Origin of the sequence: Sulfurimonas sp. (assembly GCF_019429335.1) — a bacterium.
In the GTDB taxonomy this organism is placed as follows: domain Bacteria; phylum Campylobacterota; class Campylobacteria; order Campylobacterales; family Sulfurimonadaceae; genus Sulfurimonas.
In genome coordinates this window covers 1-22,670 of record NZ_JAHYJB010000031.1, presented here as the reverse complement: position 1 = coordinate 22,670, position 22,670 = coordinate 1, and the positions used below count along the sequence as shown (strand labels likewise).

Here is a 22,670-nt window from a genome sequence, read left to right as displayed (position 1 = left end):
CAACGAAGAGCTCTATTTTTGAGCTTGACGTGCTTATAAACCTTGATTCAAAGGCTAATGCAACGCTGGGTTTTGAGTATATCTGCAACAGCTGCAAAGTTGTGTTTCCCTTTGCATTTCATCGCTGTAGCAGCTGTCATGCCATAGATACATCAAGAGCGGAACTCTCTATCGTTAGAGATTATCACAAGGATTTCAGTGAAGAAAATAACTCTTTTCAGTGACGGCAGCGCCCTTGGAAATCCAGGTCCGGGTGGATATGCGGCGATACTCAGATATGGGGATAAAGAGAGGGAGGTAAGTGGCGGCGAAGTTCATACTACTAACAACAGAATGGAGCTGCTGGCGGTTATTGAGGGGCTTAGAGCGCTCAGAGAGCCATGCAGGGTGGAGATAATCTCGGACTCTTCATACGTGGTAAAGGGAATAAACGAGTGGCTTGACGGTTGGATAAAGAGAGATTTTAAAAAGGTGAAAAACCCTGATTTGTGGATGGATTATCTGGACGTTTCAAAAGGACATATTATAAATGCAATCTGGGTTAGAGGGCATAACGGACACATTGAAAATGAGAGATGTGATATTTTGGCAAAAGAGGAGGCCCAGAAAATGAAAGAGGCAATAAAATGAGTAAAAATATAGAAGTTTTAGAGAAAATTTTAGGTTATAAGTTTAAGAATGATAAGCTCATTATCGAAGCGCTGACGCATAAAAGCCACAAGCAGCCCTACGATAATGAGCGACTTGAATTTTTAGGCGATGCTGTTTTGGATCTTATTGTTGGAGAGTATCTATTTTTCAAATTTCCAACTTCTGATGAGGGAAAACTCTCGAAAATAAGAGCTTCGCTGGTAAATGAGGACGGTTTTGAAAAGCTTGCCCGCTCCATAGACCTTGGTGCATATATTCAGCTCTCAAATGCTGAGGAGAATAACGGCGGAAGAGAGAAAGCATCACTTCTCTCAAACGCATTTGAGGCGATAATGGGAGCTATCTACCTAGAGTCCGGATTGGATACCGTTAGAAAAATAGCGATAAATTTGATAGAAAGAAATCATAAGGAGATATCGCTTGATTCGCTATTTAGGGATTTTAAAACAACACTTCAAGAGCTAACACAAGCGAGATTCGGAGAGACTCCTGAGTACAGAGTAGTTGCGAGCCGAGGACCTGACCATAAAAAAGAGTTCGAGGTGGCGGTAATTATAGAGAACAAAGAGTACGCAAGAGCTATCGGAAAGAGCAAAAAAATCGCTCAGCAAGAGGCGGCAGAGATGGCAGTCAAAATGCTAAAGGATGAACAGTGAATAGTTTTGGGCAAAAATTAAGAATAAGCACTTTTGGAGAGTCGCACGGCAAGGCTATCGGATGTTTGCTTGACGGGGTTCCTGCAGGAGTTTATATTGATGAAGAGTTTATACAAAGCGAACTAGATAGAAGAAAACCGGGGAAAAGCGAGTTTGAAACTGCCAGAAAAGAGGAAGACAAAGTCGAGATACTAAGCGGTGTGTTTGAGGGAAAAAGCACCGGAACGCCTATCGCGATGGTCATATACAATACGGACCAAAAATCCAAAGACTACTCAAACATCAAAGATGTCTTTCGCCCGGGTCATGCTGATTTTACATACTTTTACAAATACGGCATAAGAGATTACCGTGGCGGAGGAAGAAGTTCTGCGCGCGAGACTGTGGCGAGGGTTGCTGCGGGTGCTATTGCAAAACTTATGCTCAGGGAACTCGACATTGAAGTGCTAAGCGGTATTTGCGAGGTTGATGGCATTAAAGCGCTCAGTTATGATTATGAAGCGGCAAAAAAAAGTATAATCTATGCTCTTGATGCTTCCAAAGAGGAGGAGCAAAAAGAGGCGATACTCAGAGCCAAAAACGAACACGATTCTGTTGGCGGAGTCTCAAGAGTAGTGATTAAGGGTGCACCAAATAGTTTAGGGCAGCCGCTTTACTATAAGCTTGACGCAATATTAGCGGATGCCATGATGGGGATAAATGCCGTTAAAGCCGTTGAGATAGGCGATGGAGTATTAAGCGCGTCGTTAAAGGGATCTCAGAACAATGATGAGATAAGAGCAGACGGCTTTGTGACAAATCACTCAGGCGGAATTTTAGGCGGTATAAGCAATGGTGAAGATATCGTAATGAATGTCTACTTTAAGCCCACACCATCTATCTTTAAAGAGCAAAAAACAGTTACAAGCAAAAATGAAGAGGTTGATTTTTCGCTCAAAGGGCGACATGACCCTTGTGTTGCAGTTAGAGGAACAGTAGTCTGCGAAGCTATGGCGGCTCTTGTAATTGCCGACATGCTGCTTTTAAATATGGGTTCCCAGATGGATAGGGTGGTTAAATATTATAAATAGCAGCTCTAAAACCGCTATTTATCTTTTGGCTCAAGAGCGTTTTTGGCAGATTTTATAGCACTGTTAAGGGCAGTTTTTGCAATACCCCAAGCTTGAATGCCCATTCTTTTTGCCTCTTTTGCTGTTTCAGACTTAAGAGCTGTATCCGCTTTTTTAACGGCTGTTTTTGCAAGCGCAGAGAATCTCTCCCTCATAACCTGTGCAGTCTCTTTTGAGATATGAATTAACTCTTCAAGGTCATAGTGCATCTTCTTGTTAAGCTCAATGAGGATTTTTCTTATGGTAGGATTACTTTCGTTCGCTTGTGTCTGTACAACTTGTAAAAATAGTGTGTCTGTCTGGTTTAAATCCTCCATAATAGTGTCGTAATCTTCTATAAGGATATGCTTTGCTTCCAGCGGCATATATGCGAGTCTCTTTTTGAATCTGTCGATTGATTCAAGAAGTCCTGCTCTCATGCCTCTTAGTGTAGCTTCCAAAATATCTTCAGATGTATTTGGTGTAGCTTCTGCTATGTCAATGGATGAGTGAAGGATTGTAGAGAGGATTTTTCTAACTCTTATTGTGTTTAGCGTACCCTCTTTTATTGTGTGGTAGGTGAGCTCTTTAATAACTTCTTGAATCAGCTCTTTGGCTTCACTGTCTTTTGACTTTTCCAAAGCGGTGATAATAGCACCTTCGACTGCTTCTCCAAGGAGATCAAAAAGATCGATTGACTGAAGTTTCACCTGATGAAGTTTTGATAGTGTCTGAGCATCCTCTTTGTCTATAAGGGATTCTATATCATTGAAAATCGCATACTTTGTCCCTTGAAGCTCATACGATTTCTTCTCCAGATTTTTCTCTATAAGCTCTTTTTGCAGAAGAAGCTCTTGAAGCTCATCGCGCAGTTTTTTTGTTTTGCCCTCTACTATCTCAGCAGTTATATCCTTCATTTCCTGAAAATTTAGCTTTTGAAATTCGATATTTTGTAGCTCTTGTAAACTCATTGTAGACTCCTTTTTAAAGTACCATTTTTATCTGTTGATGAGCTTTTAGCGCCGCATAGATGAAATTTCTGTCATCTTCATTATGGACAAGCATATCAAGGTTCATACTTATATACTTCCCGCCTTTTGAGCTTTTTGAGTGAGTGAGCTTATGCTCCCTCTCGTCAATCACATCCCTTATAGCCTGCTTTAGCGCCTCTACCTCAGAAGCAATCAGTTTATAAGACCAAGAGCACGGATATACAAGCTCAAGTTTCTCTTCTCTAGCGCTCAAAATCTCCACTTTTACCTCCTGATTTTTTCTCAAGTTGGACGTTGCGGATAACCATCCCCTTGTCTATCGCTTTTACCATATCGTAAATCGTCAGTAGTCCTATGCTAGTACCGGTGAGCGCTTCCATCTCGACACCAGTCTGACCGGTAAGTTTTGCAGTGACTGTTAACTTAAACCCTGGAAGTTCTGAGAGCTCTTTGACATCGCAGTTGATCCCGCTCAAGTTTAGAGGATGGCACATCGGTATAAGCTCGCTTGTCTTTTTTGTTCCCATAATTGCGGCGATTACGGCGGTTTGAAGCACTGGGCCTTTTTTTGTTTTTTGTGTAACGATAGCATCATAAGCCTCTTGGCTCATCTCTATAATTCCGCTTGCGACTGCCACTCTGGTTGTTTGGTTTTTCTCTGAGACGTCGACCATTTTCGGTCTGTCTTTTTCATCCAAATGTGTTAAATTCATATCATTTCCTAAAATAGTTGCTTGTAAAGTTTTGTATCTGTGTTCTTGCAAAACTCAAAATTAAACGAACGATTCTGCAGCGAAGTGAAGCCTTAGTGAGAGTGTTTTTAGTTTTGCACAAATCCTATTATATCAAAAGTAAAATAATTTTAAAGGAGGGCTAGGGCTTCTTTGTATTCGTGATGGTGGTTGAGGTTTAGAAAAGGTTTTTCATCTTCAAACTCCACATAGATAGTCTTTGATGAGTTGAGCAATTGCCCCATTTTATGGCTGTTCTCTTTTAGCATGCAGGAAAATTTGTCTTTGGTTGAGATGTGATATATTCCGCACATAGGTTCTGTGCCGCGCGGCGTTTTTGCAACCGTTGCATCTGCATCCGTTTTGTCTGAGGCAACTATTTTTTCTATCTCATATTCGGACACAAAAGGAGAGTCAACGCTGAGGGCAAAAAAACTTTCGCACTTTAAATGCTCAAAAACAGAGATAAATCCTGCAGTAGGTGCATAGATAGAGTCCGTTTTTATATCTTCTATGAACTGGGCTTCAAAGTCGAATTTTGACTTATCTTTGCATGAGATATATACGTTTTTGAAAATTATGCTTAGGCGAAAGAGTTGGAATTCAGTCAGTGTGTTGAAGGCGCCAAAGGGAAGAAGAGATTTATCCTTCCCCATTCGGCTTGATTTGCCGCCGGCAAAGATGACGCATGGAGTATCTAGCATCTATTTTTTGATTAACTCTGCTTCTATTCTTCTGTTTTGTGCTCTGCCATCAGCAGTGTCATTTGTAGCTGTCGGAGCCGATTCACCCATACCCTCTGTGGTAATCCTATGTGCTTCTATACCATACTCTACAAGCATCTCTTTTACTCTGTTTGCTCTGTTGTCTGATAGCTTTTGGTTATTAGCTACAGAACCTACGCTGTCCGTATGACCGATGATTTTTGCATCAAAGTTGCTTCTTGCTTTTAAGAAATCCGCAAATGCTTCAACATTTGGCTTTGACGCTTCATCAATAGTGTAAGAAGCTGTCTCGAAATTGATGTGAAGATTTACGATTTTTGTACACCCTGCGCTGTCAACCACGCTTCCTTTAGGAGTTGTAGGACATTTGTCAACAGAGTTTAGTACACCGTCTTGGTCATCATCCCCATCAATACAACAGCCATCAGTATCCACTGCTCTTACATATTCTGTAGTCGGGCATAAATCTTTAGAGTTCAGCACGCCGTCATTGTCATCATCACCGTCAGCGCAGCAGCCGTGCGCATCTACAGCTCTTCCAAACGGAGTGGCAGGACATTTGTCAACAGAATTTTTTACTCCGTCATCATCATCGTCGCCGTCAACCGGAGCTGGTGCAGGTGCCGAAACTGCTGCTACGGCTTTTGGTCCAAATGCAAAATTTATACCCGCTAAAAGAGCAAGATTGTTATCCCATCTGTTGTCGTTGTTTTTTAACATGTAGATAGCTTCTAGCTTAAGAGCTATTGCATCGGTAAAAGGTATTTTTGCACCTACGCCGACATCAAAAAATACGCCCTCTTTATTGTCTGCTAAATGTTTGTCGATTGTCTCGTAGCCTACGCCTATTTTTGATAATGGAGTAAACATGCCGATAGCATCATATTCGTGAACACCGTTAATCGCAATACGGTATATATCAGTGCCTATGGGAGAATTTTCATAATCAGCGTCAGCATAAAGAATACTAATTTCAGGCTTTAAAAGCATATCACAGCCGTTATATTGGAACTCTGCTCCAAACAGGGTCTGGTTTTCAAGGTCAAGATTGCCCTCTGCAATGTTGTAACCGATAACCGGCGTAACTTCATAGTTATAATCCTGCGCAATAAGCGCACTGCTGAAGAGAAGAGCAGGGATTAGTAGCAATTTTTTCATGTCTTTTCCTTTATGTTCGGTGCTTTATCGTATCGGTTGCAATCTTAAAAATATTATACTTTTTAAGGTTAATCTCTATCTAGGATCAGATATATAGCCCGTAATTGCGGAGATTGCCGCAACCGCAGAGTTTGCCAAATAAACTTTTGAGCTTCTTGAGCCCATACGGCCGACGAAGTTGCGGTTTGTTGTAGAAACAGCCACTTCGTTGTCCCCAAGTATGCCCATATATCCGCCAAGACAAGCCCCGCATGTAGGATTTGAAACTACACCGCCTGCATCAATAATGATATCCATGTAGCCAAGTCTATATGCTTCTTTGAGGATTTTTTGAGTTCCGGGAGTCGCTATAAGGCGAACATCAGGGTGAACTTTTTTGCCCTTTAAAATCTCTGCTGCAGTTTTTAAATCACTTAGGCGCCCATTGGTACAAGAACCGATAAAGGCCTGATCTATTTTAATCTTGTCGCTTACAGCCTGAGTGATAGAGTGTCCGTTTGACGGTAAAAACGGGTAGGCAATTACCGGCTCAAGATTGGCTACATCTATCTCTAAAACCGTGCAGTAAGTTGCATCTGCGTCTGAGTGGTGGATGCGAGGCTCCCTTGCTAAATTTTTGTCAGCCAAAAACTCTTTTGTGACATCATCATAAGCTACTATCCCGCTTTTTGCACCTGCTTCGATTGCCATGTTGCACATAGAAAATCTGTCATCCATCGTGAGGTGTGCAATTGTGCTTCCTGTAAACTCCAGAGTTTTGTAAAGCGCGCCGTCAACACCAATCATGCGGATAATCTCTAGAATGATATCCTTGCCTGTTGTATATTTTTCGGGTTTTCCGCTAAGCACTACTTTGATAGACTCGGGAACTTTAAACCAGTTCCCGCCCGTTACCATAGCAAATGCCAAGTCAGTCGAGCCCATTCCGGTAGAGAACGCTCCAAGCGCTCCGTGAGTACATGTATGAGAGTCTGCACCGATGATAACGTCACCAGGAACAACAAGCCCTTTTTCAGGCAGAAGCGCATGCTCTATTCCCATATCTTTTTCATCAAAAAAGTTCTTTAAATTATGTTTCTTTGCAAAGTCACGGCTGATACGTGCCTGATTTGCACTTGCTATATCTTTTGCAGGGATAAAGTGGTCAAGAACGATAGAAAAACCGTCTGGATTTGCGAGTTTCGTAGCACCGCTTAGGTTAAAAGCGCTGATAGAGATAGGTGTAGTTATATCGTTTCCGATAACCATGTCGATATTACAGCGGATAATTTCACCCGCATATACAGCATGACCGACATGTTCGGAGAATATTTTTTCAGTTATAGTTTGTCCCATAATGAACCTTTATAATATATAAATAATTTTGCGATTATACCTATTTTTGTTTTGTATATAATTTAATCCAAAAAATGTTATATTCAAAAAAAAGTAGTAAAGCATGCAAAACAGCTATAAAAGAGTAGATGCACACCTCTCAAGCCTCGGATACTGCACAAGAAGCGAGGCAAAAAAGTTTTTGAGTAAAAATATGGTCTGCATAGATGGTGTGAGAGTTTTTGATGTGAGGGAGAAAGCTTATCACAACGATATAACAGTCGATGGCGAGAGACTTGATGATGAGAGCTTGCTGATTTTGATGAACAAGCCAAGCGGAGTAGTCTGCTCGCACAGTGATGCAGGAGTGCTTATCTACTCTCTTCTGCCTCAAAGATGGCAAAACAGAAATCCAAAAGTCTCGACGATTGGCAGGTTGGATGCAGATACAACGGGCGCTATTTTGCTAAGCGATGACGGAGAGTTAAACCACAAACTTACCAGTCCAAAAAGTGATCTTCCAAAGGTGTATGAAGCTACGCTTGCACAGTCTCTTAGAGGCGATGAGGCGGAGATTTTTGCAAGCGGAGAGCTGATGCTTCACGGCGAGAAAAAACCGCTACAAAGTGCAAAAATGGAGGTTATAACTCCAACTCTAGTAAGACTCGATATTTGCGAGGGAAGATACCATCAGGTCAAGCGGATGTTTGGCGCTGTCGGAAACAGGGTGATTGCGCTGCACAGAGTCAGCTTTGGGGAGTTTAGCGTAGAGGATTTACAACCCTCCGAGTTCAGAGTTATTGGTCGTCTTTGACATCCAAATCATAAATCTCATACTTTAGGGCTTTTTTCATATACTCTGTTGAGCAGAAAAACATAGCCGCAAAAAGAGGGTTTATCGTTACACAACTCTCCTCAATCTTTTCAAAAATTTTAAAGTTAAATCCGTCGAGCTCCTCAGAGTTTTTGACTATTACCGTAAACTCTATAGGTGCCAAAGTTTTTACCATATTGATGATTTTTTTCTTTTTTTTGAGGCTATCGTTCTCTAATATGTTAAACTCTTTCTCATCCGAGCTTTTGCGAGAGCGCACAACCTCTTCTAAAACATCGAATTTATCCTTGAAAATTATCTTGTTCCACGAAATTTTAAGCTCTTTTGAATCGACTTTACATGTATTTACTATTAGAGCATTTGGTTTTTTCTCTTTCATCGCCTCTACAACTCCTAAAAGAGAGTTGGCGCCGCCGACTGCATCCGCACACTTCTTTAGCAGCAGATGTATTAGCGCTTTCGTATTTTCGCTCTGTTTGTTAAAATTGCACATAAATTATTCCTATTCTATTAATTTAAGTATAATTATAGCTTAACTATTCCATAAATACAGTTTGGCTTAAGCATATCGTAATAACAAAACTATTATTATGTCAAAAGCAAAAGAAGACAAATATTGTCTTAATTAAAACAGCTCAATTTAGTGAGGTAAAACATGAAAGTTTACTTAGATAATAACGCTACGACTATGGTTGATCCGCAGGTAGTAGAAGTTATGCAGCCATTTTTTAGCGAGATTTACGGCAACCCGAACTCGCTTCATAAATTTGGTACGGCGTCGCATCCGGCAATAAGCAAAGCGATAGACCAGATGTACAAGGCGCTTAATGCGAGCGAGAGTGATGATATCATTTTTACTTCTTGTGCAACGGAGTCAAACAACTGGGTTTTAAAATCCATCTTTAGCGACTATATAGTAAATGGTGAAAAAAATCATATCATCACGACTGAAGTTGAGCATCCATCAGTTCTTGCAACATGCAGAGCTCTTGAGAACGAGGGTGTAAAGGTAACATATTTGCCTGTAAACTCTGAGGGCGTGGTAGAGCCGCATGTGGTTAGAAGTTTCATAACCGACAAAACTGCTCTAGTGTCGGTAATGTGGGCTTCAAACGAGACTGGAATGATATTTCCTATAAAAGAGATAGGCGAGATTTGTAAAGAGAAGGGCGTGCTTTTTCACTCTGACGGAGTTCAGGCTGTGGGCAAGATTCCTGTTGACTTGCAAGATGTACATGTAGATTTTGTTTCGATGAGTGCACACAAGTTTCACGGTCCAAAAGGGGTGGGCGCACTTTATATTAGAAATTCGCAGCCGCTATCTCCGCTTCTAAACGGAGGCGAACATATGGGCGGTCGCCGCTCGGGAACGCTTAATGTTCCATATATCGTGGCAATGGGCAAAGCAATAGAGCTTGCAACTACGGATATAGAAGAGAAGATGGCTTCCATAAGAGCAAAAAGAGACCGTCTTGAAGATGCGCTTTTAGAACTGAGCGATACTTTTGTAGTAGGGGACCGCGAACACCGAACACCGAACACTATTTTGATATCAATCAGAGGCGTTGAGGGCGAGGGAATGCTTTGGGACTTAAACAATGGCCAGATAGGAGCTTCTACGGGAAGCGCATGTGCCAGTGAAGATCTTCAGGCAAATACCGTAATGCTTGCAATCGGCGCTGATAGCGAGCTTGCACACACAGGTATCCGCTTAAGCCTTAGCCGCTTTACAACTGATAGCGAAATTGACTATACTATCGCACACTTTAAAAAAGCGGTTGCGCGCTTAAGAGCGATTTCGAGCTCATTCGCAAAGGTGCAGCCAACTTTAGGCGGCGAGTCTAAAGCGTGCGAACTACACCATTAAGTAGATAAAAATTATAAATGTATGAAATTATCTGACACGGATGTGTCAAGCTTCAGTGCCACAGCGGCTAGCGAAGCAAAAGGGACGTGTTCCTTTTGCGGACAAAACAGGGGAAAAGGTTCCCTTGAATTTATGAAATAAATTAAAGGACTATATATTATGGCAAAGAATGATTTATTAGGCGCTTCTTTATGGGATGCCTACTCAAATAAAGTAACAACTTTGATGAACAACCCAAAGCATCAGGGTGAGATAACTGAGGAAGAAGCTGCAGCACACTCAAACAGGCTGATTGTTGCAGACTTCGGTGCTGAGAGCTGTGGAGACGCAGTTCGTCTTTACTGGGAAGTTGACCCGAAAACAGATGTAATCGTAAACTCTAAATTTAAAAGTTTTGGATGCGGAACTGCTATTGCAAGCTCAGATGTTATGACTGAACTTTGTATCGGCAAAACCGTTCAAGAGGCGGTAAAGATAACAAATATAGATGTTGAGTTTGCTCTAAGAGACAATCCTGATACTCCTGCCGTTCCGCCTCAAAAGATGCACTGTTCAGTTATGGCATATGATGTTATCAAAAAAGCTGCAGGACTTTACATGGGTGTTGATTCTGAGAGTTTTGAAGAGGAGATTATTGTTTGTGAGTGCGCGCGCGTAAGTTTAAAAACACTTCAAGAGGTTATCAAATTAAACGACTTAACGACAATCGAGCAGATTACCGACTATACAAAAGCCGGCGGTTTTTGTAAAAGCTGTATAAGACCTGGCGGACATGAAAAAAGGGAGTACTATCTAGTGGATATTTTAAGAGATACTCGTCGTGAGATGGATGAAGAGAAAATGAGGGCGGCTGCTGATGCAGGTGCAAAAGGCAACTTTGAGTCAATGACTCTGGTTCAGCAGATTAAAGCTATTGATGCTCAGATAGATGAGAGTGTTCGCCAGTTTTTAATTATGGACGGTGGAGATATGGAAGTAATCGACGTCAAGTCGAGTGACGACTATATCGATGTGTATATCAGATATTTGGGTGCATGTAACGGATGTGCAAGTTCTGCAACAGGAACTCTTTACGCAATCGAATCAACTCTAAAAGAGAAACTCTCTAAAAAAATCAGAGTGTTACCAATATAATTAATGTTACGCAATAAAACGAACTCGTCCGTTTTATTGGCAGGGGCAAATTGTCCCTTGCATCCTCCTAAAGCTATGAAAAACAAGTTTTTAAAGAGTTACGGTCGAAAAAGCGGCGAACTCTCACCCATATATCTTATATCCAAAACTGCAATTTCGCACTCAAGCCAAATATTAAACTCTTTGTAAACTCTTTTTTGAGCCTCTTTTATAAGATATATCGCATCATCAAATATGCCGTTTTCTATGTTTACCAAAAAGTTTGCATGGTGTGAGCTAAACTCCATACCGCCGACTCTAAAGCCTTTAAGTCCGACAGCCTCAATAAGTCTGCCTGCATAATCACCATGTGGGTTTTTAAAACAGCTTCCCGCGCTCGGAGTTGATGGCTGGTTTTGGCGCATAGCCTTAAACATAGATAGTTTTTCGGTGTCAAATCCGTGCGCAAGCTCAAATGTAGCCTCTAAAATAGGATTTTTAATGTCGGTAAATCTATATCCGTACTTTATCTCTCTCTTGTCTAAAACAGCGTCGCATGTCACAATCGAGATAAGGTTGTTAAATATCTCATACTCTTTAAGTCCCGCATTCATAAAGACAAGACCGCCTAAAGTCCCGGGAAGATGAGAGAGAAATTCAAAGTTGGCAATATTGTTTTTTTTGCAAAATGAGGCTATTTTTCCAGATGGTGTGGCAGCACCTATTTTAAGTGTGCTGTTCTCTATCTTGATATAGTCATATTTTTTGGATAGTTTTAAAAGTGGCGGAGGCTTTGTGCCTATGAGAATGTTGTTGCATGAGCCGATAATGTAGCAATCTTTATAATTTTGAGTGCAATCTTCAAGTATTGAAACATCCAAAGAGCCTCCAATTTTAATAGAGGAAAATTTAGAGAAATTTATACTTTGTATCTTCATTACTCTACAAATGTTGGCATCATATTAAATATCTCCATAGAGAAATCTATCATAACATTTAGCATCCATGGCATGGTTAAAATGATAACAATAACAACACCGATAATTTTAGGAATAAAGCTCAGCGTCATCTCGTTAATCTGCGTGGTAGCTTGAAAAATACTTACGGCAAGACCTATAAACATACCGGTTAAAAGTCCAGGAAGAGCAAGCATAAGAGCTATTTTAAATGTCTCAATCCCAAGAGCTATTAGTTTTGCTTCCATTATGAGTCTCTTATCTCTTTATATTGGGCAGGTATCATAAAATCTTCCGCTTTTGTGGGTGCGTCATAAAAGCCGTGTTTGTAGCCTATCTCAAATAGTTTGTTAATCGCTCTGTACTGAATCTCGCTCAGTGTAACAGAATCGTCGTTGGCGTAGAGTTCAAGGTACTTATCAAGCGTTGGTGCATCTATTCGTACAAGGCTTCTCTCTAAGAGCATCTCAGAGAGTTTATGTTTATGTTCTCTTGCAACACGAACCGCTTTTGTCAGAGTAGCTTCATACTCTATTGCTTTGTTAAGCGGGATTGAACGGCTTATAGCCATTCCGCCAAGAGGAAGAGGAAGCTCATCTCCGGCGAGCTCCTGCCAGATATCCCACATCTCTCGCTCAACCTCAAGTTCACTGTTATAGGTTAAAATGCTCTCATGAATTAGTACCCCAGCATCAACTCTACCCTCCAAGACCGCATCTTCTATCTCAAGAAAATTCATATAAGTCACTCTTGCATCTGGGTAGGCTATACGAAAAAGCATCGCATTTGTAGTGTGCTCTCCGCTGAGTGCGACTTTGAAGTTGCGCTTTAGTGTAACACCTTTTTTCTTGATTACTTTTGGTCCATATCCGTCGCCAAAACTGACAGCAGTTCGCAAAAGAGCATAATCTTCTTTAATGTGCGGATAGAGCGCAAAGCTTATAGCAACTATCTCATAGACTCCGTTTAGCGCTTTTTCATTTAGCGTCTGGATATCTTCGGCAATGTTGTCAAACTTGACACCGTTCATATCCACCCAGCCAAATTTAATCGCATAGTACATAAATATGTCATCGGCATCGGGTGAGTGTGCTATAAGAGTTTTTTTCAAGTTGTCTGTCCATGGTCGATAGAGATTAAAAATATAAATCTGATTTTAGCCAAATAAGGATAAATTATTATATAAATTTCATTTAATATCACATGTGGCTGATTAAAAAATCTTTGCATTCATTTGCACAAAGAGGTTTAGAGTAGAAATAGCCCTGAATGTTTACACACCCCTCTCTTACCAGAAAATCTACCTGCTCTTGTGTCTCAACACCTTCGGCTATAAGCTCAAGAGAGAGGTTGTTAGCAAGCGCTATAATAGTTCTGACTATAGCAATATCCTCTTTGTCCTCAGGGATATCTTTTATAAAACTGCGGTCTATCTTTAGTTTGTCAATCGGAAGCCGTTTTATGTATGAGAGAGAGGAGTAGCCAGTTCCAAAATCATCTATTGAGATGGATATGCCAAGATCTTTTATGCTCTTAAGCACAGAGATGACTTGAGCGGTATTTTTCATAATAAGCCCCTCTGTTATCTCGATTTCGAGATCTTTTGTGTCAACACCGCTCTCATTTATAAAACTCTTTAAATCATCTATGTACCCTTTGTCTTCAATCTGTTTAGCAGAAGCATTTATGGAGAGTTTTCCTGTGGTTATATTCTCTTTTTTACACTCTAAAATATATGCAGTGGCTACTCTCATCATCCATTTGTCAATCTCAATAATAAGACCTATATCTTCGGCAAAAGGGATAAATTTCGCAGGCGCTATTAGTCCAAGCTCAGGATGTCTCCATCTAATAAGAGCCTCAAGCCCGATTACTTTTTGCGTGGTTGCATCAATTTTTGGCTGGAAATAGGCCTCAAACTCATTCTCTTTGATAGCTTTTCTGAGATTGCTCTCTAGAAGCACTCTCTCAAAAGCAAGTTCTGTCATTTTTGCATTGTAAAATTGATATCTGTTTTTTCCGCTGCTCTTTGCTCCGTACATTGCCGTATCTGCATTTCTAAGAAGTATCTCTGCACTCTCGCCGTCTTGCGGGAATGTGCTGATTCCTATGCTAAACGTCGTGTGCAGTCTTAAATTGTCAACACTTATCGCATCATGCATTGCATCCGTGATATTGGCTACAAGCTCCATAGTTTGGGTATCATTTGCATTGTTAAGAATGATTGTAAACTCATCCCCGCCAAATCTTGCTATGGTGTCACTCTCGTCTATGAAGGTTTTAAGTTTGTCGGCTATTTTTTTGAGAAGTGTATCCCCAACCTCATGGCTATATGTGTCGTTTATCTCTTTAAATCTGTCCAAATCAAGAAAAAGAATTGTTATGCTCTGTTTATTTCCCCTTGCTTTTTCTATGCTTCTCTTTAGTTTATTGATAAGCAGAGCTCTGTTTGGAAGCTTTGTCAGAGAGTCATACTGTGAGACATGTTCAAGTTTTTTGCTCTGTTTTATCAAAGCTTGATTTCTTGTCTGAACTTTCTTCTCCAAGTGTATATTCATCTCTTGTATATACTCTTTTTGTTTTTTGGTGTAAAAGAAGTAGTATATTCCAATCAGGAATAGAAAAATAGAGAGAATAAAAAGTATAAGGCTCTGCGTTGTTCTGGTAATATCGCTAAAATCTATATCTTTTAAATCTTTGAATATAACGAAGTAGGCAAGCTCTTTGTCTAGTTTATCATGAAGATGGTATGTGCTTATAAGATGTTCTTGCTCTTCGTCTATGTAGAATGATGCCCAGTTTACTACATGCTCTACTGTTATGTTTTTAATAATTTCCACATGTTGATTATTTATATCGCTGTTTGCTAAATAGTAGTCGCCGATGTAGTTCTTGGAGGAGGGGTCAAGAAGTAGTTTTTTGTAGCTTTTGTCAACCAGCAGTAAAGTTTCATAGCCCTCTTGCGTCATCATCTTGGCAACTGAGTTAAAGTCGGAGATTGTCTCAATAGTTCCTATAAATCTTCCATCTTCAAAAATCGGCACCATCGCTTTAAATGTCAAATTAAAGAGACCCGGACTGATAGATGAGGTTGGTGCAGGGTTGTTTACCATCTCTACAATATCTTTTCTTATAGCCGTTAGGTCATCGCCTCTTTTGTCCGTCCAGCTTCTATAAAAACTTTTTCCCTCATGCGTAGATAGCTGAAACCAACTGTTTTGAAGAGATGTGTATTTTGAGAGTTCGTCGGAAAATTTATCCAGATTTAAACCTGAAATAGAGTTATTAAGCAGCGCATCTCTGATGGTTTGATTGTTTGCGATGGCAAAGGAGACAACCAGAGTAGCTTCTTGCTTCTCTTTGATAAGGCCCTTTAGCCTGTTTTGCATATCTGTGGATATATCTTTATATTTTTCGTATCTCAAATCGTCAACTTTGTAATTGACGAATAGAAATCCAAGAATCAGCCAAACTACCGAGACAAATATTAGAGGCTGTTGAAGAGAAGATAGTTGTTTTATTTTAGCCATTTACTCAGTTCTGTTGTTAAAATTGAATCAGAAGTATACTTGATAGTTTGGTTGCTTATCAAGAAAGTCGATATAATTTAATCTAATTTTTCATAAAAATAGTTAAAATGATACTTTTTTATAAACCACGATTTAACAAAATATGGATAAAATCCCATTAATTTATATAGAAAATTTTTATATAAATTATATGGCAAATTGCCATATAATTTAATGGAAATATAAAATTGACATATAATAAGTCTAAATTTAATATAAGTGAGCCGAAAATGGACGCAAACAAACAAAAATCATTAGACTTAGCTATGAAACAGATTGACAAGGCATTTGGCAAGGGTGCTCTTATGAGACTTGGCGACAAGGAGATTGTTCCTATCGCATCAATAAGCACGGGCTCTCTTGGGCTTGATTTGGCTCTTGGCATAGGCGGTGTACCTCAAGGCAGGGTTGTTGAGATTTATGGACCTGAGAGCTCCGGTAAAACAACATTAGCACTTCAAATAACGGCAGAGTGCCAAAAGGCTGGTGGAATATGTGCGTTTATAGACGCGGAACACGCTCTTGATGTCGGATATGCTAAAAATCTTGGCGTGGATGTGGCTAATCTTCTTGTATCTCAGCCTGACTACGGTGAGCAGGCGTTGGACATCGTGGAGACTATTGCCAGAAGCGGAGCGATAGATTTAATAGTTATCGACTCGGTTGCAGCCCTTACTCCAAAGTCAGAGATTGAGGGCGAAATGTCTGATCAAAACGTTGGTGTTCAGGCACGTTTGATGTCAAAAGCTCTTCGTAAACTGACAGGTGTTTTGCATAAAATGAACTGTACCGTTATATTTATTAATCAGATTCGTATGAAAATAGGGATGATGGGTTACGGTTCGCCTGAGACTACGACGGGCGGAAATGCGCTTAAGTTTTACGCTTCCGTGCGTATAGATGTCAGACGTATAGCGTCCCTAAAGCAGGGCGAGAGCCAAATAGGCAATCGCGTAAAAGCTAAAGTTATAAAAAACAAAGTGGCGCCTCCGTTTCGTCAGGCTGAGTTTGATATAATGTTCGGCGAAGGAATCTCCAAAGAGGGTGAACTTGTCGATTATGGCGTAAAGCTTGATATTATCGACAAAAGCGGCGCATGGTTCTCTTATGGAGAGACGAAACTTGGTCAGGGACGTGAAAATGTCAAGGTTAAGTTTAAAGAAGACCCTGTCTTGGCGCAAGAGGTAGAAGAGAAAATTAAAGAGGCCATGGGAATGAGTGACCTTATGACCATGGACACCGTAGATATAGCAGAAGCGGATTTGTAACCCGTTTTCTGTTAAATAGATAAATTTTTTAATAGATTAAAAGAGGTAAATAAAAAATGTATATTGATAATGTAAGCGCAATAGAAGTAATGGATTCTCGCGGAAACCCGACGGTAAAAGCAACAGTAGAACTTAGTGATGGAACTAGAGCAAGCGCAATCGTGCCATCGGGCGCGAGCACAGGCAAGCGCGAAGCGTTAGAGCTTCGTGATGGCGGAAGCAGATACATGGGCAAGGGTGTTTTAAGAGCAGTTGAAAATGTAAATAGTCAGATTTCAGATGTTTTAATGGGTATGTCTCCATTTAATCAGGCAGTAATCGATGCTGCCATGAAAGAGCTTGACCGAACTGACAACTACGGCAATCTTGGAGCCAATGCGGTTCTTGGTGTCTCTATGGCTGTCGCACGCGCTGCTGCACAGAGCCTTGGTATCCCGCTTTATCGCTACCTTGGCGGTGCAAATGCTATGGTTATGCCTACTCCTATGCTAAATATTATCAACGGCGGCTCACACGCTGACAACTCTGTTGACTTTCAAGAGTATATGATTATGCCTGTCGGTTTTGAAGATTTTGCTACTTCTCTTCAAGCAAGCGCAGAGGTATATCACAATTTAAAAGCTATTTTAAAAGCTAAAAAACACAATACGGCACTCGGAGACGAGGGCGGTTTCGCACCTGATTTAAGCTCTAACGAAGAGCCGATACAAATCATCATGCAAGCGATAGAAAAAGCAGGATACAAAGCTGGAGAGCAGATGGCTATCGCTCTTGACGTTGCGGCTAGTGAACTTGTGGCTGATGGCGGATACAGACTTGAGAGCGAAAACAGAACCGTTACATCTGCACAGCTTGTTGATTATTACGTTGATTTATGCAGCAAATATCCAATCGTATCAATTGAAGACGGCTTAAGCGAAGATGACTGGGACGGCTGGAAGCTTTTAACCGAAAAGTTGGGAAGCAAAGTTCAGCTTGTAGGAGATGACTTGTTTGTTACAAATGCAAGCATACTTAATGAGGGTATACAAAAAGGTATTGCTAACTCTATTCTTATCAAGCCAAACCAAATCGGCTCAGTAAGCGAGACTATGCAGACAGTTCGCCTTGCTCAAAGAAACGGTTACAAATGCGTAATGAGTCACCGTTCAGGCGAGAGTGAGGATGCGTTTATTGCAGATTTTGCAGTTGCTCTAAACTGTGGCGAGATTAAAACAGGCTCAACTGCACGCGGAGAGAGAACAGCTAAATATAACCGTCTATTAGAGATAGAAAACGAAGTAGTTTACGGTGAGTATCTAGGTTCAAAGCTTTTTAACTAAGAATCATTATGGGCAATGAAGAACTTTATGAGGGGATAGACGATACTCAAAGCATTACGCAGAGATATTTGGGGCTATCTTTAACAAAGTTTTTGGTTCTTCTTTTTTTAGTTCTTGCCATTGGTGTCTATGTAGGGCTTCTTTTGTATGGGGCAAACTCTCTAGAGGTCTATATGGGACTTCAGGACTACGAAGAGCATCTGCAACAAGAGATAAGCCGACTAAAAGATGAAAATGCAGAGCTTCAAAGAGAGTATTTTGAGTTAAAAGAGATTTCTGCAAAATAGCATTTAAACTTGATATAATACAGATAAATATAATTAGGGGTAGTTTTGATTAGAGCTTTATTTATATCTACTTTACTGTTATGCACGCTGCATGCAAGAGAAAATCCGTTTTTCCCATCCATAGGCGAAAAGGACATACCTGTAACAACAAATGAGCAGAGCGAGCAGACGCCTCTTAAGAGAGCTACAATAACGCTTCCTACACAAGCAAGAGTACTTCAAAAGGTTACGATAGAGTTTAAAAATTTAGACGGTTCAGTTGAGAACAAAAGCGTAGAACTTGATAACTCCGTTGATTGGCATCTTCCTATTTTCATATCGCAAAGTTATGCAGAAACCACTAATAGTATCAAGCCAGAAACCGCACCTGTTACTCCCGTTGTTCCTGTTGTTCAAAAGAAAAGTACACCAAAAACAAAAGAGGCAAAGTTTGAAAATATCGTCTCTATCCCTTTTTTAAAGATATCTTCATCCTCAAAAAGTCTAAAATTAACAACTAGCGATGAGGCGATAAGAAATTTTTTACTCGTAAATCCGCATAGAATAGTTATCGACTTTAAAAAAGAGACAGATATGAAAAGCTATATTAAAAAGGTTGAGGGCAATATCTTTAAAAGGGTGAGGATAGGCAATCATGATGGATACTACAGGGTTGTTGTAGAACTCGACGGTCACTACAGATACGATTTCAAAAAAGTTGCCGATGGCTATTTTGTAGAGTTAAAATAGTAATATTTAAAAGTAGAAATTCAGATAAACCCTTAAAGTGTCCTCATTGTAGCTATTTTCAAATAGAGCCCTCTCTTTGTAGTCATATTTAAATTTTAACTGTATGTTTTGAGATACTCTAAAGTTTTGTGACAAAGCAAATAGATTTTGCTCTTCACCGCTGTCGTACCATCTTCTTGTAGCTTCTATGTTTGTGCTCATATAACTATGTTTGTCAAAGACCAGACCTATTGAGCCGCCGATTGCAGATTTGAACTCACCAGCAAGATAAAAGAGCGGGTCAGCCATTATGTAGGTATAGCCAAACTCGTTTCCCCAGCTAAGACCAACACCTACTGTGCCTATGAAATTAGCACTAGTGTCAAGCGAGTTTCTGTCCCATCCAAACTTTGTTCTCCAAGAGAGATTTTCAAAAAACTCTGACCTTTGGGCAAGAGAGATGATGGAGAGAATTGTTGCCTCTTCAACGTCCAAGTCACTATCACGGTAGGAGAGTTCAAGATTTAAAAACTCTATCTGTGTGCCTCTTAAAAAACCGTAGTTGCTATCCTCTAAGTCGTGATATGCAGGGCGTACACCCAAAAATCCGATTGCTTTTCCATCTCTAACTCCGCCTCCAACTGATGCTCTTATGGCCTGGTGGCTCTCTATTGGGTTTGGCGGAGTTTTTATCTCAAGCTTCTTGCCTTGTCCCAGTGAGGCTCTTGCTTTTGATAACACATGAAAGAGCTCCAAATATTTCTCTTTTTCTATTTTGCTTTTACTGAAGTTATACTCAAGCAGCTCAATTGAAGCTTCAAGAATATATCTTTTTTGCTGGTCTTCAATCTCTTGATTCTCTATAATTTCTGTGACATTTAATGCAGAGTTTGAGAGCATAATTGGAAGTCTGATATACTCTTTGTCTATAAGTTCTTCATACTTTAAGAGTGTTGTTCTTTTGGAGGGTCTGTAAAAACTATTTTTTATTATCCCCTCGGCCTTTGTCGCATGAGCAGTTTCAAGTGGTATGACCTCAAATCTAAAATATTTTCTCAAATTCAAACTAGGTCTTGCGGCTTCTAAAAACCAGAGCATATTGTATGAACAGTTCTCGGTAAAAAAATAGTAGTAGGAGTGCGTCTCATTAAGCTCCCAAATGTGCTTTACCATCCGAAGAACCTCTTCCTCGTTAAGCTCTAGGTCGTACTCCCAAATATCTCTCTGCTCGCTGTCTCTATACTCTTTTAGCTTCTCATAATAGGGAAGCATTGAATATTTTCCGAAGTAGCCCCCAAAAAGCCCTTGTATGGCAAACATTACCGCATTCTCTTCATCAGGGTTTGCATCAGCGGCATAGTTTACCGCATAAGAGAGAAGTTTAGAATTGTAGCTAGAGTTTATGCGCAGAAATGTGTGCCCAAACATGGAGGCTGGAGAGTTTATATGAGCCGATGGAAAAACCAGCGTTACCGATTTTGGATTTAGCCGCTCTAGCACCTTGTCATACTGAGTGCAGGTTACATCCGGAAAATTTTCAATGCCAAGCTCCTCTTGTAGCCAAGCTTTTCTTGCCGGAAATCTGCAAGCAGTGGAGTTGTCATCAAACCTCTTCTCATTTAAAAGTGCATCGATTGTAGCATAAAGCTCATTTTTTGCATTGGTTTTGCCATCATTTGATAAAAAGAATCTTTCATCATCAATCTGGCTAACTCCATCTTCTATATGAAGAAGGATACCCCAGTATCTTGAATCAGATAGATATAATTCATCTGCTTTTTGTTTATAAAGCTCAGCAGAAGCATCTAAAAAACTAATGAAAAAAATGATAATAAAAAGAGATTTGTTTAAAATGGAAATTTCCTAAGAAGAGAGATTTGTCCAAAACAGACGGGCTTCCCGTCTGTTTGTAGTTACTTACTGATGTTACGCACCAAAACGAACTCGTCCGTTTTTCTAAAGAAACTTCGTTTTGTGGCAGGGATTAGAGTCCCTACAACCCCCTGAAGCTACCCCTATCTCTCGGATAGGGGAGAAAAACTGAGACTTTACGCTCTTTATTAGAAAAGTGCGTAAGGTCAGTTACTTATAGAGAAGTTGTAGAGATATTGTCTAAAACATCAGCCATCTTAGCGTTTTGGCTAGTGTAGATGCTATTGTAGTTTGCTTGAAGTGAAGCAGAGAAAGTCGCCTTGTCAGAAACTTCTAAAAGCTCCGCCAATGTGTCAACACTCTCACCATGACCCTGCGCAATCTCTTTTGCAAGCTGATCCATATTTGAAGCAACAAACTCTTCGGCTCTCTCATTCATAACAAGCTGAGTTTTTTGACAACCCAAAGTTCCTGAAGTGATACCGAATGTCTGGTTACCAAATATACCGTTCGTTGTAGCCTGAAGAGCCAACAATACGGCACTTGAATCATCCTTAATAATCATAGAACCAAGGCCACAACCAGTTTGACTATTTACACCTGCCATTGCAGATGAGCTTAGCGCTATAACCGCAGCTATACTTACTAAAATTTTTTTCATTGAACGCTCCTTTAAGTTAAAATCGAACTATTGTAAGATTTATAAGCTTAATGAAAAATTAGTTTTTATTTAACTCTTTATCTTTCCAATACTTAGTGCCCTGAACTGTAGCTTGCAGAGCTAAACCGTTTTTGGTCATTTTATAGAGTCTTATCCCGGGAGCAACTGTCTCAGCGGCATTTATTGACCCTCCGCTATCTTCATATTTTGCAGCAGCATCTGCCTGTGCGTTTGCTTCCCAGCCAGACCTTACAAAAGTATCATAAGCCTTTTTGTTCTCAAAGAGAAAAACCGCCCTGAAATCCTTAACCCCAAGACCAAGGCCAACCCCACCCGAAGCCATATTCATATAGGTGTTTACGCCTGTTCTATTGTTATGAGCCATCCCTTTTCCCCCTTCTGCCGAAAAGATGAGAAGATTTACGCCAATATTGCTAAACGTTGCGTACCCGTAGGAACGAAGAAGCATTTGTCTGGATTCTGGCGCATATTTGTATAGTAGCTGCAGTGTTTCGTTGTTGGTTTTTATGCGCTCGACTCTCTCAACTCTATTCTCTTCTTTTATCTCTTTTTTGCTTTTTCCCGACCAAAATCCTGAAAAGATGACGACTACAAGAAGCAGGCCGATAATTAATTTTAAATGTTTCATTGTGCAGACCTTTGAGCATGCTCTAAATTTATGGCAATAATAATATCATAATTTGTTAAAATAGATAAAATTGATAACATAGAGAAAATTTAATCTAAAATGATACTATTGAGCCACTTGCAGATTCCCACAAACAACCAATAATTTAAGCTAATTTAAATTTTAAAAAGCCTTTTGAAATCGTGTAAATGGTATAATTTTTTACCAAAAAAACAATACAAAACATCAATCAAATAGGCTTTACAATG

General features: G+C 40.1%; 24 protein-coding genes and 1 pseudogene. 11 read left to right on the top strand and 14 right to left on the bottom strand.

Features of this window, described 5'->3' with window-relative positions:
• From K0A91_RS09220 to aroC, 4 genes and pseudogenes are all read left to right on the top strand, one after another.
• A pseudogene (locus tag K0A91_RS09220) lies at nucleotides 1–224 on the top strand (hypothetical protein); the annotation flags it as partial.
• Nucleotides 199–630 carry a ribonuclease HI gene (gene rnhA, locus K0A91_RS09215; protein ID WP_295009895.1) on the top strand — a complete coding sequence of 144 codons (432 nt, stop codon included), beginning with the start codon at nucleotides 199–201 and terminating at the stop codon, nucleotides 628–630. The pseudogene K0A91_RS09220 and the gene rnhA, both read left to right, overlap by 26 nt.
• Nucleotides 627–1,307: a ribonuclease III gene (rnc, locus tag K0A91_RS09210; protein ID WP_295009894.1), complete on the top strand. Its 681-nt coding sequence runs from the start codon at nucleotides 627–629 to the stop codon at nucleotides 1,305–1,307. The genes rnhA and rnc overlap by 4 nt, the downstream gene beginning before the upstream one ends.
• The gene (aroC, locus tag K0A91_RS09205) at nucleotides 1,304–2,377 is read left to right on the top strand and encodes a chorismate synthase (RefSeq protein WP_295009893.1); all 1,074 of its coding nucleotides are present in this window, start codon (nucleotides 1,304–1,306) and stop codon (nucleotides 2,375–2,377) included. Before rnc ends, aroC begins: the two co-directional genes overlap by 4 nt.
• Nucleotides 2,378–2,391: 14 nt before the next feature.
• On the opposite strand, the gene K0A91_RS09200 is transcribed toward aroC, so the two are convergent.
• From K0A91_RS09200 to K0A91_RS09175, 6 genes are all read right to left on the bottom strand, one after another.
• Nucleotides 2,392–3,366 (bottom strand): DUF6781 family protein, encoded by a 975-nt coding sequence (locus K0A91_RS09200; protein WP_295009892.1) that lies wholly within the window; start codon nucleotides 3,364–3,366, stop codon nucleotides 2,392–2,394.
• 13 nt (nucleotides 3,367–3,379) lie between these two features.
• Nucleotides 3,380–3,649, bottom strand: a complete 270-nt coding sequence (locus K0A91_RS09195; protein ID WP_295009891.1) for a DUF493 domain-containing protein — start codon at nucleotides 3,647–3,649, stop codon at nucleotides 3,380–3,382.
• Complete coding sequence (gene moaC / locus K0A91_RS09190) at nucleotides 3,630–4,100, bottom strand: cyclic pyranopterin monophosphate synthase MoaC (protein ID WP_295009890.1); 471 nt, start codon at nucleotides 4,098–4,100, stop codon at nucleotides 3,630–3,632. Before moaC ends, K0A91_RS09195 begins: the two co-directional genes overlap by 20 nt.
• Before the next feature lie 149 nt (nucleotides 4,101–4,249).
• Nucleotides 4,250–4,822: a molybdenum cofactor guanylyltransferase MobA gene (gene mobA / locus K0A91_RS09185; protein ID WP_295009889.1), complete on the bottom strand. Its 573-nt coding sequence runs from the start codon at nucleotides 4,820–4,822 to the stop codon at nucleotides 4,250–4,252.
• Nucleotides 4,823–6,001, bottom strand: a complete 1,179-nt coding sequence (locus K0A91_RS09180) for an OmpA family protein (protein ID WP_295009888.1) — start codon at nucleotides 5,999–6,001, stop codon at nucleotides 4,823–4,825. It abuts the gene before it with no gap.
• 75 nt (nucleotides 6,002–6,076) lie between these two features.
• Nucleotides 6,077–7,336, bottom strand: coding sequence for a 3-isopropylmalate dehydratase large subunit (locus K0A91_RS09175; protein ID WP_295009887.1), 1,260 nt, complete (start codon nucleotides 7,334–7,336; stop codon nucleotides 6,077–6,079).
• A gap of 103 nt (nucleotides 7,337–7,439) precedes the next feature.
• Here K0A91_RS09175 and K0A91_RS09170 point away from each other — a divergent pair, with 103 nt between their 5' ends.
• The gene (locus tag K0A91_RS09170) at nucleotides 7,440–8,129 is read left to right on the top strand and encodes a pseudouridine synthase (protein WP_295009886.1); all 690 of its coding nucleotides are present in this window, start codon (nucleotides 7,440–7,442) and stop codon (nucleotides 8,127–8,129) included.
• Here the strand turns inward: K0A91_RS09170 and K0A91_RS09165 are convergent.
• Nucleotides 8,113–8,643 carry a hypothetical protein gene (locus tag K0A91_RS09165; protein ID WP_295009885.1) on the bottom strand — a complete coding sequence of 177 codons (531 nt, stop codon included), beginning with the start codon at nucleotides 8,641–8,643 and terminating at the stop codon, nucleotides 8,113–8,115. The genes K0A91_RS09170 and K0A91_RS09165 overlap by 17 nt on opposite strands.
• Before the next feature lie 162 nt (nucleotides 8,644–8,805).
• On the opposite strand from K0A91_RS09165, the gene K0A91_RS09160 reads away from it, so the two are divergent.
• A complete protein-coding gene (locus K0A91_RS09160; protein ID WP_295009884.1) occupies nucleotides 8,806–10,017 on the top strand; it encodes a NifS family cysteine desulfurase in 1,212 nt (403 codons plus the stop codon).
• A gap of 159 nt (nucleotides 10,018–10,176) precedes the next feature.
• Nucleotides 10,177–11,151: an iron-sulfur cluster assembly scaffold protein gene (locus tag K0A91_RS09155; RefSeq protein ID WP_295009883.1), complete on the top strand. Its 975-nt coding sequence runs from the start codon at nucleotides 10,177–10,179 to the stop codon at nucleotides 11,149–11,151.
• Nucleotides 11,152–11,249: 98 nt separating this feature from the next.
• Here the strand turns inward: K0A91_RS09155 and K0A91_RS09150 are convergent, their stop codons facing one another.
• The 4 genes from K0A91_RS09150 to K0A91_RS09135 all read right to left on the bottom strand — a co-directional run bounded on the left by K0A91_RS09150 (nucleotide 11,250) and on the right by K0A91_RS09135 (nucleotide 15,616).
• On the bottom strand, nucleotides 11,250–12,068 hold the full coding sequence (locus K0A91_RS09150; protein ID WP_295009882.1) for a UDP-N-acetylmuramate dehydrogenase: 819 nt from the start codon (nucleotides 12,066–12,068) through the stop codon (nucleotides 11,250–11,252).
• On the bottom strand, nucleotides 12,068–12,334 hold the full coding sequence (gene fliQ, locus K0A91_RS09145; protein ID WP_295009881.1) for a flagellar biosynthesis protein FliQ: 267 nt from the start codon (nucleotides 12,332–12,334) through the stop codon (nucleotides 12,068–12,070). The genes K0A91_RS09150 and fliQ overlap by 1 nt, the downstream gene beginning before the upstream one ends.
• Entirely contained in the window at nucleotides 12,334–13,197 is an 864-nt protein-coding gene (locus K0A91_RS09140) for an MqnA/MqnD/SBP family protein (RefSeq protein ID WP_295009880.1), read from the bottom strand. The genes fliQ and K0A91_RS09140 overlap by 1 nt, the downstream gene beginning before the upstream one ends.
• An 88-nt stretch (nucleotides 13,198–13,285) precedes the next feature.
• Nucleotides 13,286–15,616, bottom strand: coding sequence for an EAL domain-containing protein (locus K0A91_RS09135; protein WP_295009879.1), 2,331 nt, complete (start codon nucleotides 15,614–15,616; stop codon nucleotides 13,286–13,288).
• A 269-nt stretch (nucleotides 15,617–15,885) separates the two neighbouring features.
• On the opposite strand from K0A91_RS09135, the gene recA reads away from it, so the two are divergent.
• From recA to K0A91_RS09115, 4 genes are read left to right on the top strand one after another with little or no spacing between them, the layout of a single operon-like run.
• Entirely contained in the window at nucleotides 15,886–16,923 is a 1,038-nt protein-coding gene (recA, locus tag K0A91_RS09130) for a recombinase RecA (RefSeq protein WP_295009878.1), read from the top strand.
• A 56-nt stretch (nucleotides 16,924–16,979) separates the two neighbouring features.
• Entirely contained in the window at nucleotides 16,980–18,245 is a 1,266-nt protein-coding gene (gene eno, locus K0A91_RS09125; protein ID WP_295009877.1) for a phosphopyruvate hydratase, read from the top strand.
• A gap of 8 nt (nucleotides 18,246–18,253) precedes the next feature.
• Nucleotides 18,254–18,532 carry a hypothetical protein gene (locus K0A91_RS09120; protein ID WP_295009876.1) on the top strand — a complete coding sequence of 93 codons (279 nt, stop codon included), beginning with the start codon at nucleotides 18,254–18,256 and terminating at the stop codon, nucleotides 18,530–18,532.
• 45 nt (nucleotides 18,533–18,577) lie between these two features.
• The gene (locus K0A91_RS09115; RefSeq protein ID WP_295009875.1) at nucleotides 18,578–19,261 is read left to right on the top strand and encodes an AMIN domain-containing protein; all 684 of its coding nucleotides are present in this window, start codon (nucleotides 18,578–18,580) and stop codon (nucleotides 19,259–19,261) included.
• 6 nt (nucleotides 19,262–19,267) lie between these two features.
• Here the strand turns inward: K0A91_RS09115 and K0A91_RS09110 are convergent, their stop codons facing one another.
• From K0A91_RS09110 to K0A91_RS09100, 3 genes are all read right to left on the bottom strand, one after another.
• Nucleotides 19,268–20,740, bottom strand: coding sequence for a DUF4105 domain-containing protein (locus K0A91_RS09110; protein WP_295009874.1), 1,473 nt, complete (start codon nucleotides 20,738–20,740; stop codon nucleotides 19,268–19,270).
• 586 nt (nucleotides 20,741–21,326) lie between these two features.
• Complete coding sequence (locus K0A91_RS09105; protein ID WP_295009873.1) at nucleotides 21,327–21,773, bottom strand: DUF3015 family protein; 447 nt, start codon at nucleotides 21,771–21,773, stop codon at nucleotides 21,327–21,329.
• Between the two features lie 58 nt (nucleotides 21,774–21,831).
• The gene (locus K0A91_RS09100; protein WP_295009872.1) at nucleotides 21,832–22,422 is read right to left on the bottom strand and encodes a hypothetical protein; all 591 of its coding nucleotides are present in this window, start codon (nucleotides 22,420–22,422) and stop codon (nucleotides 21,832–21,834) included.
• Nucleotides 22,423–22,670 lie beyond the last annotated feature (248 nt).

What these genes read in the sequence shown, in the direction of transcription:
- rnc (WP_295009894.1), top strand. Translation starts at nt 627, where the DNA reads ATGAGTAAAAATATAGAAGTTTTAGAGAAAATTTTAGGTTATAAGTTT.
- K0A91_RS09200 (WP_295009892.1), bottom strand. Translation starts at nt 3,366, where the DNA reads ATGAGTTTACAAGAGCTACAAAATATCGAATTTCAAAAGCTAAATTTT.
- moaC (WP_295009890.1), bottom strand. Translation starts at nt 4,100, where the DNA reads ATGAATTTAACACATTTGGATGAAAAAGACAGACCGAAAATGGTCGAC.
- mobA (WP_295009889.1), bottom strand. Translation starts at nt 4,822, where the DNA reads ATGCTAGATACTCCATGCGTCATCTTTGCCGGCGGCAAATCAAGCCGA.
- K0A91_RS09180 (WP_295009888.1), bottom strand. Translation starts at nt 6,001, where the DNA reads ATGAAAAAATTGCTACTAATCCCTGCTCTTCTCTTCAGCAGTGCGCTT.
- K0A91_RS09175 (WP_295009887.1), bottom strand. Translation starts at nt 7,336, where the DNA reads ATGGGACAAACTATAACTGAAAAAATATTCTCCGAACATGTCGGTCAT.
- K0A91_RS09170 (WP_295009886.1), top strand. Translation starts at nt 7,440, where the DNA reads ATGCAAAACAGCTATAAAAGAGTAGATGCACACCTCTCAAGCCTCGGA.
- K0A91_RS09165 (WP_295009885.1), bottom strand. Translation starts at nt 8,643, where the DNA reads ATGTGCAATTTTAACAAACAGAGCGAAAATACGAAAGCGCTAATACAT.
- K0A91_RS09160 (WP_295009884.1), top strand. Translation starts at nt 8,806, where the DNA reads ATGAAAGTTTACTTAGATAATAACGCTACGACTATGGTTGATCCGCAG.
- K0A91_RS09155 (WP_295009883.1), top strand. Translation starts at nt 10,177, where the DNA reads ATGGCAAAGAATGATTTATTAGGCGCTTCTTTATGGGATGCCTACTCA.
- K0A91_RS09150 (WP_295009882.1), bottom strand. Translation starts at nt 12,068, where the DNA reads ATGAAGATACAAAGTATAAATTTCTCTAAATTTTCCTCTATTAAAATT.
- fliQ (WP_295009881.1), bottom strand. Translation starts at nt 12,334, where the DNA reads ATGGAAGCAAAACTAATAGCTCTTGGGATTGAGACATTTAAAATAGCT.
- K0A91_RS09135 (WP_295009879.1), bottom strand. Translation starts at nt 15,616, where the DNA reads ATGGCTAAAATAAAACAACTATCTTCTCTTCAACAGCCTCTAATATTT.
- recA (WP_295009878.1), top strand. Translation starts at nt 15,886, where the DNA reads ATGGACGCAAACAAACAAAAATCATTAGACTTAGCTATGAAACAGATT.
- eno (WP_295009877.1), top strand. Translation starts at nt 16,980, where the DNA reads ATGTATATTGATAATGTAAGCGCAATAGAAGTAATGGATTCTCGCGGA.
- K0A91_RS09120 (WP_295009876.1), top strand. Translation starts at nt 18,254, where the DNA reads ATGGGCAATGAAGAACTTTATGAGGGGATAGACGATACTCAAAGCATT.
- K0A91_RS09105 (WP_295009873.1), bottom strand. Translation starts at nt 21,773, where the DNA reads ATGAAAAAAATTTTAGTAAGTATAGCTGCGGTTATAGCGCTAAGCTCA.
- K0A91_RS09100 (WP_295009872.1), bottom strand. Translation starts at nt 22,422, where the DNA reads ATGAAACATTTAAAATTAATTATCGGCCTGCTTCTTGTAGTCGTCATC.